14 protein-coding genes are annotated in these 15679 nt (G+C 43.6%); 13 read left to right on the top strand and 1 reads right to left on the bottom strand.

Going from position 1 to position 15679, the window contains the following annotated elements; translation table 11 throughout:
* Positions 1-885: tRNA-dihydrouridine synthase (locus CXF82_RS15250; protein ID WP_102044485.1), on the bottom strand; the 885-nt coding region annotated here is incomplete at its 3' end.
* Positions 886-1259: 374 nt separating this feature from the next.
* Between CXF82_RS15250 and CXF82_RS15245 the strand changes: the two genes are divergently transcribed.
* From CXF82_RS15245 to CXF82_RS15180, 13 genes are all read left to right on the top strand, one after another.
* A complete protein-coding gene (locus tag CXF82_RS15245) occupies positions 1260-1667 on the top strand; it encodes an HvfA family oxazolone/thioamide-modified RiPP metallophore (protein WP_102044484.1) in 408 nt (135 codons plus the stop codon).
* Positions 1668-1766: 99 nt separating this feature from the next.
* A complete protein-coding gene (locus CXF82_RS15240; RefSeq protein WP_101089127.1) occupies positions 1767-2603 on the top strand; it encodes an HvfB family MNIO-type RiPP peptide maturase in 837 nt (278 codons plus the stop codon).
* Entirely contained in the window at positions 2603-3367 is a 765-nt protein-coding gene (locus CXF82_RS15235; protein ID WP_101089126.1) for an HvfC family RiPP maturation protein, read from the top strand. The genes CXF82_RS15240 and CXF82_RS15235 overlap by 1 nt, the downstream gene beginning before the upstream one ends.
* A 281-nt stretch (positions 3368-3648) precedes the next feature.
* Positions 3649-4017 (top strand): YbaN family protein, encoded by a 369-nt coding sequence (locus tag CXF82_RS15225; protein WP_101089124.1) that lies wholly within the window; start codon positions 3649-3651, stop codon positions 4015-4017.
* 251 nt (positions 4018-4268) lie between these two features.
* Positions 4269-4820 carry an adenine phosphoribosyltransferase gene (gene apt, locus CXF82_RS15220; protein WP_101089123.1) on the top strand — a complete coding sequence of 184 codons (552 nt, stop codon included), beginning with the start codon at positions 4269-4271 and terminating at the stop codon, positions 4818-4820.
* Between the two features lie 151 nt (positions 4821-4971).
* Positions 4972-7812, top strand: a complete 2841-nt coding sequence (dnaX, locus tag CXF82_RS15215) for a DNA polymerase III subunit gamma/tau (protein ID WP_102044483.1) — start codon at positions 4972-4974, stop codon at positions 7810-7812.
* Between the two features lie 100 nt (positions 7813-7912).
* Positions 7913-8242 carry a YbaB/EbfC family nucleoid-associated protein gene (locus CXF82_RS15210; protein WP_102039696.1) on the top strand — a complete coding sequence of 110 codons (330 nt, stop codon included), beginning with the start codon at positions 7913-7915 and terminating at the stop codon, positions 8240-8242.
* A gap of 288 nt (positions 8243-8530) precedes the next feature.
* Positions 8531-9130, top strand: a complete 600-nt coding sequence (gene recR, locus CXF82_RS15205; RefSeq protein ID WP_101089615.1) for a recombination mediator RecR — start codon at positions 8531-8533, stop codon at positions 9128-9130.
* Between the two features lie 173 nt (positions 9131-9303).
* Entirely contained in the window at positions 9304-11223 is a 1920-nt protein-coding gene (gene htpG, locus CXF82_RS15200; RefSeq protein WP_102044482.1) for a molecular chaperone HtpG, read from the top strand.
* Between the two features lie 73 nt (positions 11224-11296).
* Entirely contained in the window at positions 11297-12142 is an 846-nt protein-coding gene (locus CXF82_RS15195) for a co-chaperone YbbN (protein WP_101089617.1), read from the top strand.
* Between the two features lie 188 nt (positions 12143-12330).
* The gene (gene adk, locus CXF82_RS15190; protein ID WP_101089618.1) at positions 12331-12975 is read left to right on the top strand and encodes an adenylate kinase; all 645 of its coding nucleotides are present in this window, start codon (positions 12331-12333) and stop codon (positions 12973-12975) included.
* A 129-nt stretch (positions 12976-13104) separates the two neighbouring features.
* Positions 13105-14100, top strand: a complete 996-nt coding sequence (gene hemH / locus CXF82_RS15185; protein WP_102044481.1) for a ferrochelatase — start codon at positions 13105-13107, stop codon at positions 14098-14100.
* 232 nt (positions 14101-14332) lie between these two features.
* A complete protein-coding gene (locus tag CXF82_RS15180) occupies positions 14333-15637 on the top strand; it encodes an inosine/guanosine kinase (protein WP_101089620.1) in 1305 nt (434 codons plus the stop codon).
* The last annotated feature ends 42 nt before the right edge of the window (positions 15638-15679 follow it).

The following is a 15679-nucleotide window of genomic DNA, read 5'->3' as shown; positions in this document are numbered from 1 at the left end:
GTAGATCCGTAGCTCGCGAAACAAGGTATCAGCTTCGGGATATTGACGATTGAGATAATTAAACCATTGCTTAATTCTGGCTGGGTAATAGGTACTTTTACGTCCGGCGAGTTCTCGGTTGGTGTACTCCAGCATCAGCGCCAGTGATTGTTGCCACGTATAAGGTGTTTCACCTTTAATGCTTGCCGCTAGGTTAGGCAACGAAATGGCCCCGCGTCCTACCATGATAGTGTCACACCCGGTCACTTGCATGCAGCGCTGTGCATCTTGTGCATTCCAAATTTCGCCGTTAGCAATAACCGGAATAGGCAGTTTTGCATTGATGTCGGTAATGTATTCCCAATAAGCAGGTGGCTTATAACCATCAACTTTACTTCTGGCGTGCACCGCAATCTCACTGGCACCCGCTTCGTAAATAGCCTGTGCATTCTCCATATAGAGAGACTTATCGTTAAAACCGAGACGGATTTTTGCGGTCACAGGATGCTCATCAGGCACTGCATCTCGCATGGCCTTGACGACATTATACAGCTGCTCAGGATATTGCAGCATGATTGCACCACCGTTACTGCGATTAACCATTTTTGCAGGGCAACCAAAATTAACGTCAACCCCTTTAGATCCTAGCTCTATTGCTCTAACGGCATTTTCCGCCATCCAACCAGGCTCTTGTCCCAGTAGTTGGACCCTTACCGGCGTGCCTGAAGTTGTTTTACCGTCAGTTTTTAGCTCAGGACAGAGACGGTAAAATACTTTTTCTGGTAATAACTGATCAACGACACGTACAAATTCCGTCACCATTAAATCGTAGGGATTGATTGCTGAAAGGATTTCACGCATTAAATCATCAACCACGCCTTCCATAGGCGCCAAAATTATTCGCACAGAACAGTCCACTCATCAGTTTTAAAAGGCGCTGCATTCTACATCATGCACCGTACGGCACCAAATTAAAGCGAGTATAGAGTGATCTTATATCATTAATAATCAGTATTGTTATTTGATTGTTGTTTTATTGGTCAGTCTCTATTTGTTGCTTGATAAGCGCTATTTATTACAAATTACTAAGATAAACATCGCTATAGCAGGCACTAATAGATGCAAACAATATTTGCACTATCAGCTTTTATGCGTCATAAATGTGATAGTTGTAGAATAAATGAAATTTATTTGTAGGTACACAGGTCTCTTTAAGCAAGCCAGCAAAATACATTGTTGGTAACCGAAATACTGTAGATTAAATCAAGAAGGAAGATATTATGAAACTCGTTAATAAGACTGCTATTACTGTTGCTGTTGGTGCTGTTGTTCTTGGAAGTTCTTTGGCTGCATCTGTCCAAGCAAGCCCATTTGGTTATAGTGAGATGCAAGCCGGTTACCAGCTAGTTGAAGGCGAAGGTAAGTGTGGCGAAGGCAAATGCGGCGCAGACAAGAAAAAGGCCAAAGAAGGTAAGTGCGGCGAAGACAAAATGAAGGCCAAAGAAGGTAAGTGCGGCGAAGACAAAATGAAGGCCAAAGAAGGTAAGTGTGGCGAAGGTAAGTGCGGCGGCGACAAAATGAAAGCCAAAGAAGGTAAGTGCGGCGGCGACAAAATGAAAGCTAAAGAAGGCAAATGTGGCGGTGATAAGAAAGCTGAGAAAGAAGGTAAGTGTGGTGGTTCTAAGTAAGCTTTCCACTTGAGTTAAACGGGGTCAGCGTTTGCTGGCCCTATTTGTATATACTCAAGCCGATTGGGTATATAAATCATAAATTAGTGGACGTGCAGTATGACAAATAAAGGACAGGTGGGTCTCGGTCTTAGGCGAGAAATGTTGGATGAATTTTGCCAAGGTGTTCCTAAGGCCATTGATTTTTTTGAGGTGGCACCGGAAAACTGGATGACACTCGGCGGAAAGTTTGGTCGTCAATTTAGGGCACTAACAGAAAAACATGAGTTTTATTGTCATGGTTTATCGCTATCTATTGGTAGCCCTGCGCCGCTCGATGTTCAATTTGTCAAAAACGTCAAAGACTTTCTAGACTTGCATCAGATAAAAAGCTATTCAGAGCATTTAAGTTATTGTTCTGGTACTGGACATATGTACGATTTGATGCCAATCCCTTTTACAGGCGAAGCCGTTCGTCATGTGGCTGCGCGTGTTAAGCAAGTAGAGGATATTATTGAACGTCCTTTAATATTGGAGAACGTATCATTTTACGCTGCCCCTGGCGCTGAAATGTCTGAACTGGAGTTTGTTACAGCCGTAATGGAAGAAGCTGACTGTAAGATGCTGCTCGACGTTAACAATATCTATGTGAACTCGATTAACCATCAATACGATGCGCTTGAATACTTAAAAGCGATGCCGACCGATAGAATCGAATATTTACATATTGCGGGTCACTATGAAGAGGCTGAAGACTTAGTGGTTGATACACACGGCGCTGATATTGTTGATCCGGTATGGAAGCTACTTGAGGCATGCCATCAGTACCATGGTGTTTTTCCTACATTGCTTGAACGAGATTTTAATATTCCAGCAACCAATGAGTTGTTGTTAGAAATTAATCAGATCCATGATTATCAAAACCGTCATATCGCCAGTTTAAAAAGGAGCGCTTGATGAGTTTTATTGAAACACAACAAAAATTCATGGATTACATTAAAGATCCATCAAATCCTCTACCTGAGGGGATTGAAGCGCGGCGGATGAAGATTTACCGCGAACTATTTTTTAATAATATTGATGGCTTTGTGTCTAACGCCTTCCCGGTATTAAAGAGTTTATATAGCGAACAAGACTGGCAAGAACGAGTGCAACAGTTCTTCGTGTATCATGATTGTCACACACCTATCTTTATTGAGATCTCCCAGGAATTTCTGCTGTTTTTGCAAACCGAATACACAGCAACAGAAATCGATCCTCCTTTTATGCTGGAACTGGCACATTATGAATGGCTAGAGCTGGTTGTGGCCGTCGCACAAGAGGTTCCGCAGCAAAAGATAATCGACATGGCGGTAATGGATGCTGACGTTATTTCAGCGATGACGCTAAGTGTGTCGTCGACATCGCAAATAGCCCAGTATACATACGATGTACAACACATTAGCGAAGATTACCGCCCAAAAGAGCCGACAGAGGAGCCGCAGTTTTTTTGTATATATTCTGATTTTGAAGATGAAGTGAGCTTTTTGCAGCTCAATCCGCTAACAGCCCAGGTTTTAGCTTATATGTCGCAATTTGACTCAGTGAAATGTGCAGATTTAATTGAATGGTTATCAGTGACTTTTACCGATATAGAGCCTACGGTATTACAACAAGGCTGTGTAGACCTGTTAATGCAATTGAGTGCTAAAGGCATCATTAGAGAATTTATTGAGGATTAGTCTTTCTATCAGCACGGCTAAACCCTATAATGGCGCCAAAAATTGATCTAGATCAATAATTGTCGTTAACAACAGTTGTAGGGGAAGTCATGAGTCAGCCGTTTAAAGACCCATTTAACATTGTTTATTTTGTTGGTTTTATCCTGGTAATGTTGTTGCCGACATTACCCGCAAGCCTATCTTGGTTGAAGGTAATGGGGCTAATTTAAGCTCTGTTTCATCCTAGCTCAGGTATACTAGCCACTCTTTTGAGTGGCTTTTTGTTTTTTTGGGCGGTACTGATGGCGTTAAAACGTGGTTTCTTTCTTCTGGCTGGTCTTTGTAGCCTAGCGTTAGGTTTATTGGGCATTTTATTGCCGATACTGCCAACGGTGCCTTTTATCTTATTGGCTGCTTATTGTTTTGCTCGCTCAAGCGACAGACTATATCAATGGTTGATGGCACACCCGTGGTTTGCTGATGCGCTGCAAAATTGGCAAGCAGAAGGTGCTATGCGTAAAGGACTAAAGAAGAAGGCCTATATTGTAAGTAGCCTAAGTTTTATTGTCAGTATCACGATAGTCCCGCTTATTTGGGTCAAAGTGATGCTAGCCTGCATTGGCACTGGACTCATTGTTTACTTGAGAAGCATTCCTGAGATCGATGAATAAGCCTTTGACTGTATTAGTGCATAGTACTGAATATAAAAGCGAATTTAACCAATTGATAACAGCTCTTTGGAACCGTGAACAATAGTAGTGGTATTTTGCATGGGGTGAGTCAGCAGTTCTGGCGATCCATTGTTGCAACTATGCATAAAGCGGCTTAAGCTTTACGCCGATTTTCACACTTCGATGACATTTGCTATGGCGATAGTCGCTAGCAACATGTCAGCAAATTCAACTCAATAAAGTAAAGAATTATGGTAATGAATACTGACAGCTTAGCACTTATAAAGAACAGCATTAAAACCATCCCAAACTACCCTAAAGAGGGGATTTTGTTTAGAGATGTGACTAGCTTATTAGAAGATCCACAAGCGTATAAATTAACCATTGGTCTTTTAGTGGAACACTACAAGGAACAAGGCTTTACTAAAGTCGTTGGCACTGAAGCTCGTGGTTTCCTATTTGGTGCACCTTTGGCATTAGAGTTAGGTATTGGCTTCGTTCCAGTACGTAAGCCGGGTAAATTACCAAGAAAGACTATTTCTGAAAGCTATGAGCTTGAGTATGGTCATGACGTTCTTGAAATTCATGTCGATGCTATTACTAGTGAAGATAAAGTCTTGGTTGTTGATGATTTACTGGCGACGGGCGGCACCATTGAAGCAACCGTTAAGTTAATCCGTAATCTAGGCGGCCAGGTTAATCATGCTGCATTTGTTATCTCATTACCGGATCTTGGTGGTGAAAAGCGTCTCGCAACAATGGATCTCGAATTACTCAGCTTATGTGAATTCGAAGGCGAATAATCAGGCTGAAATGTCTGTTTAAGGTGAATTAATCACCGCCAAACCGCTCCTTGAACGCTTGATATAGCATGTCAAACCTTTGCATGCTATTGTTCAAATTAGTCGAGGAGCGTGCTCCCGTAATCATATTCATGACACGTTGGGGAGTTCCATGTCATATCAGGTGTTAGCCAGAAAATGGCGCCCTGCCAAATTTGAGCAAATGGTTGGCCAGTCTCATGTTTTACATGCATTAACCAATGCGCTCACTCAGCAAAGATTGCATCATGCCTATTTGTTTTCCGGCACTCGAGGAGTGGGTAAAACCAGTCTTGCACGTCTTTTCGCTAAAGGCTTAAATTGTGAACAAGGTGTTACTGCTACGCCATGTGGCGAATGTTCTGCTTGCGTAGAAATCGCAGAAGGGCGTTTTGTTGATCTCATTGAGGTCGATGCTGCCTCACGCACAAAAGTTGATGACACCCGCGAACTGCTCGATAACGTGCAGTATCGTCCGAGTCGTGGCCGCTATAAAGTGTACCTTATCGATGAAGTGCATATGCTGTCTCGCAGTAGCTTTAATGCTCTGCTAAAAACGCTTGAAGAGCCACCTGAACATGTTAAGTTCCTGCTTGCAACGACGGATCCGCAGCGTTTACCTGTAACCGTATTATCACGCTGTTTACAATTTAATCTCAAGAGCTTGACTCAAGATGAAATTGCCAATCAGTTAGCCAATGTCTTGACACAAGAAACCCTTAATTTCGAAACATCTGCGTTAACTCTGCTGGCAAAAGCGGCCAACGGTAGTATGCGTGATGCGTTAAGCCTTACCGATCAAGCGATTGCTTTTGGTGCTGGACAAGTCAAACTTGAACTTGTACAAACCATGCTCGGTAGTATTGATGACAAACAGGTCTTAGCCTTACTGGAAGCATTAGCCAAAGCGGATATCATGGGATTGATGCAAGTCACTGCTAGGGTATTGTCATTTGGTGCTGAGCCAGACGAAGTACTGCGAAGTTTATTAGAGCTACTGCATCAAATTACCTTAACTCAATTTGCGCCTGCTGCAGCGCAAATGTCGTTATATAGCGAACAAATCAAAGCCTTTGCGGAGCAGTTATCGCCTGAGCAAGTGCAGTTATATTACCAATTATTGCTGACAGGTCGTAAAGACTTGCCTCATGCACCTGATCCCAAGTCAGGGCTTGAAATGGCATTATTGCGCGCAGTGACCTTTGTACCAGAGCAACCTGTGACCAAATGGGTGACTGACACGCCTGCAAATCTTTCAATCCCTGCGTTAACTTCAGAGTCAACTGCTGGCTCAAAACAGCAAGAAGCAGAAACTAAAGCCACGTCGCTAAATATGGCTGCCGAAAAAAAAACACTTATAGACGCGAGTGATGAAGTCACCACTCCTGTTAGTGTCAAGACTCCAGAGCTTCTAGAACCTAAGCCTCAAGCTGTGGTGCCTCAAGTCGCGACACCAGTATTGAATAGCCTTGAGAGCATGAACAGTGAAATGGCTGTCATACTCAGCCAAGCTCAGAGTCAAGGGTATTCAAAGTCTAGTGAGTCAGATGTCAAAGCGCCGCTCACTAAACCGCAGCAAAGCCCTTTAGTTGAAGAGGGTACTGCAACTTCAAATGAAACAATCGAAGTCGCCAATACTGCCGTTATAGTCCCGAGTATTGAATCTGTTCCGGTACCTAATAAAACGAATGATTTAGTTATCGATTCGACTATTACTGCAAGTCATAGCGCCAATAAAAGTGTAGTTGAAACGGCTAACGCCGAGATAGCCGCAACAGAGGTCACACAGCCAGTTGAAGCTGGCGATGAAGGTGAAGACGATCTATCTGCTTATGCACAATATGCTGGCGCGCAGGATATTGACTTTGACGGCAACGATTTTGACTTTGATACTCCCAACTCAGCTCCTTTGTCACAAGACACGTTATCTTCAGTTGCGCCCCAATCGCGACTTGCTGCTGAACAAAATACGCTTGTGGCTCAAAGTGAAACAGAAAAGCCAGATAGCACAGTATCAACGACTGATTTAAGCGACGATATTTTGGATGCTGTATTAGCAGCAAGAGATTCTCTGTTGGATGGATTAGGTGATGATGAGCCTAAGGAGAGTTCCACAAAAAAGTCCGTTAATGAGCGCAAGCCTTTTGCGCCGCCAGTTCGCAAGCCTAAGCGAGAAGATAAAGACGCTGAGGGGTCATCTATTGATGACGATATCGAGCCATTGGAGCAAAGCAAAGCTTTAGCGCCAGTTGATAACAGCAGCAATATTATCGACCGGCCACCATGGGAAGAGCCTCATGAGCAGGATCCCACACCGCGATTTCAAGATGAAAGCGCCGTTCATGTAACAGAGTCGCCAGCCAATGTCGCAGTTGCAGCTGTTGTTGTACCAAGTCAACAGAAGAACGAAACCGCTCAGGTTAGTCATAAACCCACTGCTATGCAGCTTGATTCAACTTCAGTTCAGGATGTTGCGTTAAACTTACCCGCACTGCCAAGTGGCGAGTTAAGCGGCAATGACATTGATTTGAAGTGGTACCGATTTATGGCTGAGCTTGAAGTAGGCGGACGTGTTAGACAGCTCGCCGTTAACTCCGTTTGCCATCAGTTTGAACAACCGTTGTCGTTGTTATTGAAACCCGATCAAAAGCATCTTGCAGCCGATGTTGCGATTAAGCAGTTTGAAGAAGCCATGAGCCTAGCGCTTGGTGAGCCAAGTGAAGTGCGTGTGTCAGTGGGGATCGACAGTACTCGAGAGACCCCTCTTGAAGTGCGGCGTCGTTTTCATAAAGAGATCCTCGCGCAAGCTCATCATGGCTTAATGACTGACGCGAATGTACATTGGTTAGCCCAGAATATGGGCGCACAGTTAACACCAGACACGTTATCTTATGCACCAGAATTACTGGTTAAAAAAGGAAAGTCGATAGAATTGGTCGACATGTCGAACTTTAAGCGGTTACCTGAGTCATAATTTTACAATTGAAATTTCAGCTTTCATTGCTAATCAGTCTATATTTAGTAAGATTAGCCCACTTTATTTGTTGTGATAAATAATAGAAGAGAATTAGAGTATGTTTGGAAAAGGCGGTATGGGCAACTTGATGAAGCAAGCCCAACAGATGCAAGACAAGATGGCCAAAGTGCAGGAAGAGATCGCGCGTATGGAAGTGACTGGCGAAGCCGGCGCTGGCCTTGTTAAAGTCACCATGACGGGCTCTCACAGTGTGCGTAAAGTCGATATTGACGCAAGCTTGCTTGAAGACGATAAAGAGATGCTTGAAGATCTTATCGCAGCAGCATGCAACGATGCGGCTCGCCGTGTTGAAGAGAATCAAAAAGATCGCATGGCTGAAGTCACTGGCGGCATGCAGTTGCCACCAGGCATGAAGATGCCGTTCTAAGACCGTACATATGTGCTGCATTTGTGTTTAGCATTTACAGTATGATGTCGCCGTTTATTGTTTTTAAGAGCCCAAGGTAACTTGGGCTTTTTTGTGCGCAAAGCGCCTGCTTTGGTCACTTTATCGTATCTGTACCGCTGTGATTTAGCGTTATCATTGATTAATCTATGTTAACATTCACGGTTCATTTGATTAAGAATGATGTAAGTTTCTGGCTTATATCTGCTCTTGAAAAATCAATACTTATTATTTTTAGGCAAGAGTTTGCCTCGCTATGCGGAACGTTAAATGAAATTTAGTCCACTTGTCGATGAGTTGATCCAGTCACTTAAATGCCTACCGGGAGTGGGGCCTAAATCTGCACAGCGCATGGCCTTCCAGCTATTAGAACGCGATCGTAAGGCGGGGGCTAAGCTTGCCGATTCGTTGGGTAGAGCCATGTCTGACGTTGGCCATTGCCAATCATGTCGTACGTTTACAGAAGAAACCTATTGCCCTATTTGTGTCAGTACTAAACGTGGCCATTCGAGTATTATTTGTGTTGTAGAAACTCCTGCTGATGCACTAGCGATAGAAGCGGGTGGGCATTTTACTGGACGTTATTTTGTATTGCTGGGACATTTATCTCCGCTCGATGGCGTAGGTCCCGATGAGTTGGGGTTATCACTGTTAGAAACCCATTTGGCTTCGGGTGAGGTCAGTGAACTTATTTTAGCCACCAACCCGACGGTTGAAGGCGACGCCACCGCACACTATATTGCCGATATGGCTAAAAGCCATGCGTTGGCCGTGAGCCGTATTGCTCACGGTGTGCCTGTTGGTGGTGAACTTGAATACGTTGACAGCACAACGCTAGCATTGTCTTTCAGTGGACGTTTGCCTATTTAGTAACGCTAGGGTTAACGTCAGTGTCATAACAAAGCTCAGTTAATGGTGACTCATTTGCTGGGCTTTTTTTGTGCAATTAGAATCAATGCGACCCTTGCCCCTTGAAAAGTGATTTTATAACCCCATTTCTAGTAACAAGCAGTACTTAAATCGAATTTTAAAGGGAACATTTCATGTCACAACAAGAGACTCATGGCTTTCAAACTGAAGTCAAACAACTACTACATTTGATGATCCACTCTTTGTACTCAAACAAAGAAATTTTCTTGCGCGAGTTAGTCTCTAATGCTGCTGATGCGGCAGATAAGTTGCGCTATCAAGCGTTAACGGATAATGACCTTTACGAAGGTGAAGGCGATCTACGCGTTCGCATTAGTGCCGATAAAGAGAAAGGCACGATAACCATTGCAGACAATGGTATTGGTATGACCCGTGATGGTGTGATTGAGCACTTAGGGACGATCGCTAAATCAGGCACCGCTGACTTTTTTAAGAACATGTCAGGTGATGATTCAAAAGATTCTCAATTAATTGGTCAATTTGGTGTTGGTTTCTACTCTGCCTTTATTGTGGCTGACAAAGTGACAGTGCGTACTCGTGCAGCGGGCCATAGCATTGATGAAGGTGTGCTTTGGGAATCAGCGGGTGAAGGTGACTTTACCGTTGACACTATTACTAAGCAGAGCCGCGGTACTGAAATCACGCTTCATTTACGTGATGATGAAAAAGAGTTTGCTGATGACTATCGTCTGCGCTCAATTGTGACTAAATACTCAGACCATATCTCTGTTGCCGTTGAGATGTTTGAAGACGGTACACCTGCAATTGAAGCTACAGAAGAGGGCGGTGAAGCTGTTCCTGCTTCTGATGGTAGCTGGAAGCCAATGAACAAGGCGACCGCATTGTGGACACGTAATAAAAGTGACGTCTCTGAAGAAGAGTATAAAGAATTCTATAAGCATATTTCACACGATTACGCTGACCCACTGATTTGGAGCCATAACCGCGTTGAAGGTAAGCAGGAATATACCAGCTTGCTTTATATTCCGGCTAAAGCCCCCTTCGACATGTGGAACCGCGATCGTAAGCATGGCCTAAAACTATTTGTACAGCGTGTATTCGTTATGGATGATGCTGAGCAGTTTATGCCGAGTTATCTGCGTTTTGCTCAAGGTCTAATTGATTCAAATGATCTGCCACTCAACGTATCGCGTGAAATCTTACAAGATAATAAAGTGACCACATCACTGCGCACAGCGGTAACTAAGCGCGTGCTTAGCATGCTTGAAAAGCTTGCTAAAAATGATGCAGAACAATACCTGTCTTTCTGGGCTGAGTTTGGTCAGGTACTTAAAGAAGGTCCTGCTGAAGATTTTGCTAATAAAGAACGTATTGCAGGTTTGTTGCGCTTTGCATCAACTCACTCTGGCGAAGCGACGTCAAATGTATCACTTGCTGATTACATTGAGCGCATGCAGGAAGGTCAAACTAAGATCTACTACATCGTTGCTGATAGTCATGAAGCGGCTGCTAATAGCCCACATCTGGAACTACTGCGCAAAAAAGGCATTGAAGTACTGTTAATGTCTGAGCGTATCGATGAATGGTTGATTAACCATCTTACTGAGTTTGATGGTAAGCAGATGCACTCTGTTACGCGTGGCGATCTTGAGCTTGGCGAGTTAGAAGATGCAGGCGAAAAAGAAGCACAAGAGAAGCTTGAAACAGCATCAGAAGGCTTAGTGAAACGCGTTAAAGACAGCTTAGGTGATAAAGTGTCAGCCGTTAAAGTAACAACTCGTTTAACGGATACACCGGCTTGTGTTGTTGCAGGTGAAGGCGAAATGTCGACACAAATGATCAAGCTAATGCAAGCTGCTGGTCAAGCGGTTCCTGAGTCTAAGCCAACATTTGAGTTAAACCCTGAGCACCCTCTTGTAGCCCGTCTTAACGACGAGCAAGACGAAGAGGCATTTTCACAGTGGTCAGATCTTTTACTACAGCAGGCATTATTGTCTGAAAAAGGCAGTTTAGCTGACCCATCAGCGTTCATTAAATTGATGAATCAGATGTTGTTAGCAAACGTTAAGTAATAAAGAACTATAATAAAGGGGCAGTTAATCTGCCTCTTTTTTTTGGGTATTTAAAAGGTTTTAAAGGAAAGTGATGGAAAATATTCTAGAACTGACTAAAGAAAACATTCAGCAAATCGTCGATGCTTCAATGGAGCAGGTGATTGTATTAGCATTTTGGGCCGATAAAAGCCCAGAGAGTTTAACCCTGATGCAAACACTTGAGAGCCTTTCGCAGCAGCAGAACGGCCGCTTTGTGTTAGCAAAAGTAAACTGTGAAGCTGAAATGGAGATAGCCAATTATTTCCAGATCCAAAATTTGCCAACGACCTTAGTTTTACACGAAGGTAAACCTATTGATGGTTTTGCTGGTGTACAAAATGCGACGCAAATTACCGAAATGCTTGATAAGCATCTGCCGGCAGAATGGCAACTAAAGCTTAACCAAGCCAGAATATTTTTATCTGAACAAAATGCCATTGGTGCACTGCCGTTATTGAAAGAGGCTTACGCCGAGCAGCCTATCGCTGAGATCGCACTGCCTTTAGCGGATGTGTATCTGTCGCTGGGTGCTTTGGAAGATGCACAAGGACTACTCGCTAGCGTGGGACTTGCTGATCAAGATAGCTATTATCAGAGTTTAAAAGCCAAGTTTGCACTTGCGCTTGATGCCGCAGACACACCAGAGATCAGACAATTACAAATTGATTTAGAGCAATCGCCAAACGATCTTGAGGTTATGATTGAGCTTGCCAAAGCACTGCACCAAGCTCAACGTAATGATGAAGCACTTGCCTTGTTATTTGCGCCTTTGCAGAAGGATATGGCTGCGCTAGACGGTAAAGTGAAAGGGGTATTCCTAGAGATTTTAACCGCGTTAGGTCAAGGTAATAGTGTTGCTAGTCAGTATCGCCGTAAACTTTACACCTTACTTTACTGATAAAGGTCAATATCTCGACTAATTTGCCTCAAGTGAGGCTAAAGTCGAAGGGAAATCGCTTCAAAATGGCGGCTATTTATGCGAAGATCGCCGCCCTAAACATAATAATACCAATCGCGTGACCAAACTTTAGACTTTTGTCTGTGTTAGAGGTTGGTATAACAATGCGAAATAAGAGGAAGATTGAGATGCGCATTATGCTATTAGGTGCCCCAGGTGCCGGTAAAGGTACCCAAGCCCAATTCATCATGGAAAAGTACGGTATTCCTCAAATTTCAACGGGTGACATGCTGCGCGCTGCAGTAAAAGCGGGCACTCCACTTGGCTTAGAAGCTAAGAAAGTGATGGATGCCGGTCAATTGGTATCTGACGAGTTAATTATTGGTCTTGTGAAAGAGCGTGTTGCACAAGATGATTGCGCTGATGGATTTCTATTAGATGGTTTTCCGCGCACAATTCCTCAAGCCGATGCAATGGCAACTGGCGGCATTACTATCGATCATGTTGTTGAGATCGACGTGCCAGACGAAGAGATCGTTAAACGTATGAGCGGCCGTCGAGTTCACCCAGGTTCTGGCCGTGTTTATCACATCGTCTTTAATCAACCAAAGGTTGAAGGTAAAGATGACGTTACTGGTGAAGACCTTGCTATTCGTCCAGATGATGAAGAAACAACCGTGCGTAAGCGTCTTGATATCTACCATGAGCAGACTAAGCCATTGGTTGAATACTACGGTGCGGTTGCGGCTAAAGGTGACGCGACTTATAACAAGTTCGATGGCACCCAGACAGTGACAAAAGTTAGCCAAGAAATTGTTGCAGTACTTGGCTAAATAGACACAAAATTGTAATGTGTTTATGAGCTAGTTCTCATATTTGAAAAAGCCCACGTAAGTGGGCTTTTTTTATGGTTTTTCCAATGATAGCCTGACGCAGAATATCTTGGTTAAAAGAGAACAAATGTGAGCGACACAACCTCCCAATTTGGTGTTTTATTAGTTAATCTTGGCACGCCAGACTCTCCAACGGCGGCAGATGTTAAAAAATTCTTAAAACAGTTCCTGAGTGATCCTCGTGTTGTTGATATCTCCCCTTGGATCTGGAAACCTATTCTTAATGGCATCATCTTAAATACCCGTCCTGCAAAAGTCGCCAAACTCTATGAGTCTATCTGGTGGGATCAAGGGTCGCCTTTAATGGTTATTAGCCAACGTCAGCGCGATAAATTAGCACAATCTCTGCATACTACTTTTGGTTTTGAAGTGCCTGTTGAGTTAGGCATGAGTTACGGTAATCCATCATTAGACTCCGGGCTTAATAAATTAAAATCGCAGGGTGTTAACAAGATTTTTGTACTACCTCTCTACGCGCAATATTCCTGCTCTACCGTTGCCCCAGTGTTTGATGCTATCGCGGATCTGCATAAAACCAAGCGTGATTTCCCGGAGCTTAGGATCAATAAAGATTATTTTGATCACCCCGCCTATATTGCAGCGCTTGCTGATTCAGTCAAACAACACTGGCAGAGTAAAGGGCGTGGTGAAGTATTACTCATGTCTTTTCACGGCGTGCCAGTGCGTTATGTAACAGAAGGCGATCCTTATCAAATGCAGTGCCAAAAAACAGCTGAACTGGTGGCGGAGTCGTTGGCGTTATCGCCTGAACAATGGCGGATCTGTTTCCAGTCTCAGTTTGGTAAAGAGCAGTGGTTAACACCTGCTACCGATAAACTGTTGGAAGCACTTCCAGCCGAAGGGATAAAATCGGTCGATATTATGTGTCCAGCTTTTTCTTCTGATTGTCTTGAAACACTGGAAGAGATCTCAGAAGAGGGTAAAGCCTCATTTCGATCTGCTGGTGGCGAGCGCTATGAATTTATTGCTTGTTTAAATGACTCAAAGCAGCATATCAACTTGTTAACGCAAATTGTTGAGCAGCAAACCTTAGGTTGGTGCTAAATTTAAATGCTTAGTAGTGATTTCAGCTAGCGAATGAGGCTGGGTATGGTAGAATTCCCCACTTTTTTTAAGCCTTTTGCTTAATCGTTTTAAGGTGGTGAGCTGCGTTAGCACTACAGGTTGCTAGAATTGAAAGCCACAAGTCGTTAGTTTTTGCCAAGAACAATGAATTGTGATTCCTTAGCCGTTTTAATTATCTTTTGCATGGATGCCGAATGAAAGAGAACTCAATATGAAGTTTCCAGGTCAGCGTAAGTCTAAACATTATTTTCCTGTCAAAAAACGTGATCCGCTATTAGCACAGTTTATCCAACAGCCTCAACCTATCTCGACTTACGTGTCTGGTATTGACCAAACACTGGTAGATATTGAAGCTAAAGTGGAAGATGAGTTACTAAGTCGCTATGAATTACCCAAGGGGAATTCGACTTTGATAGATGATGACAAGGCACATGCTTTGTATACCGAGTTAAAAGAGCGTGAGCTGGTCAGTGATGAGTTTGCCGGTGGCACCATAGGTAACACGGTACACAATTACTCAATTCTTGCTGATGACCGCTCAGTGTTATTTGGCGTGATGAGTCAGAACATAGAAATTGGCAGTTACGCTTATCGCTACCTCTGCAATACTTCATCAAAGGTTGATTTAAACCAGTTGCAGCCTGTCGCGGGTCCTATTGGTCGTTGCTTCACGCTTATTTCAGAGTGCGGCGAACGAACGTTTGCGATTAGCAAAGGTTCAATGGACAAATTGACACCAGAATATATCGATAGAGATATTGTACAGGGTGGTTCTGCACTGATTTTGACCGCCTACCTCATGCGGGCAAGCGGCGAAGATAAGATAACCGATGCCGCAATGAAAGCGATTGAATATGCTAAAGCAGCGGAGGTGCCCGTGGTATTGACCTTAGGCACTCGTTTCTTAATCGAGGAAGATCCACAGTGGTGGCAGCGTTTCATTCAAGAGCACGTGAGTATTCTGGCCATGAATGAGGATGAAGGCGAAGCATTGACTGGATTTAAAGACCCCTTACAAGCCAGTCAAACAGCTTTAGATTGGTGTGACATGGTGTTGACTACAGCTGGGCCTTTAGGGCTTTATACTGCGGGATATACTGAAGACTCTGAAAAACGTGAAACCACCCATACGTTACTGCCAGGTGCAATCCCTGAATTTAACCGCTATGAGTTTTCTCGTCCTAAACTTAAAGCTGATTGTGAGTCACCGCTTAAAGTGTATGCGCACATATCTCCGTATATGGGCGGCCCAGAAAAAATTCGTAATACTAACGGTGCAGGAGATGGTGCATTAGCGGCATTACTGCATGATTTAGCTTCAAATCGATTCCATAAGATGAACGTACCGGGTTCAAGCAAGCATAAGCGTGATGGTTTGTGTTATTCGTCATTCTCACAGATTTGTAAATATGCTAACCGTGTCGCTTATGAAGTGTTAGCGCAACATAGCCCTAGACTATCTCGTGGCTTACCTGAACGTGAAGACAGCTTAGAAGAGTCATACTGGGAAAGATAACTTAGTTTAAGTTCTGGGATAAACATCCAGCCAAAACTTAAA

The organism is Shewanella sp. GutDb-MelDb (assembly GCF_002836075.1).
In the GTDB taxonomy this organism is placed as follows: Bacteria; Pseudomonadota; Gammaproteobacteria; order Enterobacterales; family Shewanellaceae; genus Shewanella.
The sequence above is the reverse complement of the archived record's forward strand: the minus strand, read 5'-3'. Positions and strand labels throughout refer to the sequence as shown.

Excerpts from the sequence above, each read along its gene's own strand:
- CXF82_RS15225 (WP_101089124.1), top strand. The coding sequence starts at position 3,649 with ATGGCGTTAAAACGTGGTTTCTTTCTTCTGGCTGGTCTTTGTAGCCTA.
- htpG (WP_102044482.1), top strand. The coding sequence starts at position 9,304 with ATGTCACAACAAGAGACTCATGGCTTTCAAACTGAAGTCAAACAACTA.
- CXF82_RS15210 (WP_102039696.1), top strand. The coding sequence starts at position 7,913 with ATGTTTGGAAAAGGCGGTATGGGCAACTTGATGAAGCAAGCCCAACAG.
- adk (WP_101089618.1), top strand. The coding sequence starts at position 12,331 with ATGCGCATTATGCTATTAGGTGCCCCAGGTGCCGGTAAAGGTACCCAA.
- CXF82_RS15240 (WP_101089127.1), top strand. The coding sequence starts at position 1,767 with ATGACAAATAAAGGACAGGTGGGTCTCGGTCTTAGGCGAGAAATGTTG.
- CXF82_RS15235 (WP_101089126.1), top strand. The coding sequence starts at position 2,603 with ATGAGTTTTATTGAAACACAACAAAAATTCATGGATTACATTAAAGAT.
- CXF82_RS15180 (WP_101089620.1), top strand. The coding sequence starts at position 14,333 with ATGAAGTTTCCAGGTCAGCGTAAGTCTAAACATTATTTTCCTGTCAAA.
- apt (WP_101089123.1), top strand. The coding sequence starts at position 4,269 with ATGGTAATGAATACTGACAGCTTAGCACTTATAAAGAACAGCATTAAA.
- CXF82_RS15195 (WP_101089617.1), top strand. The coding sequence starts at position 11,297 with ATGGAAAATATTCTAGAACTGACTAAAGAAAACATTCAGCAAATCGTC.
- CXF82_RS15245 (WP_102044484.1), top strand. The coding sequence starts at position 1,260 with ATGAAACTCGTTAATAAGACTGCTATTACTGTTGCTGTTGGTGCTGTT.
- recR (WP_101089615.1), top strand. The coding sequence starts at position 8,531 with ATGAAATTTAGTCCACTTGTCGATGAGTTGATCCAGTCACTTAAATGC.
- dnaX (WP_102044483.1), top strand. The coding sequence starts at position 4,972 with ATGTCATATCAGGTGTTAGCCAGAAAATGGCGCCCTGCCAAATTTGAG.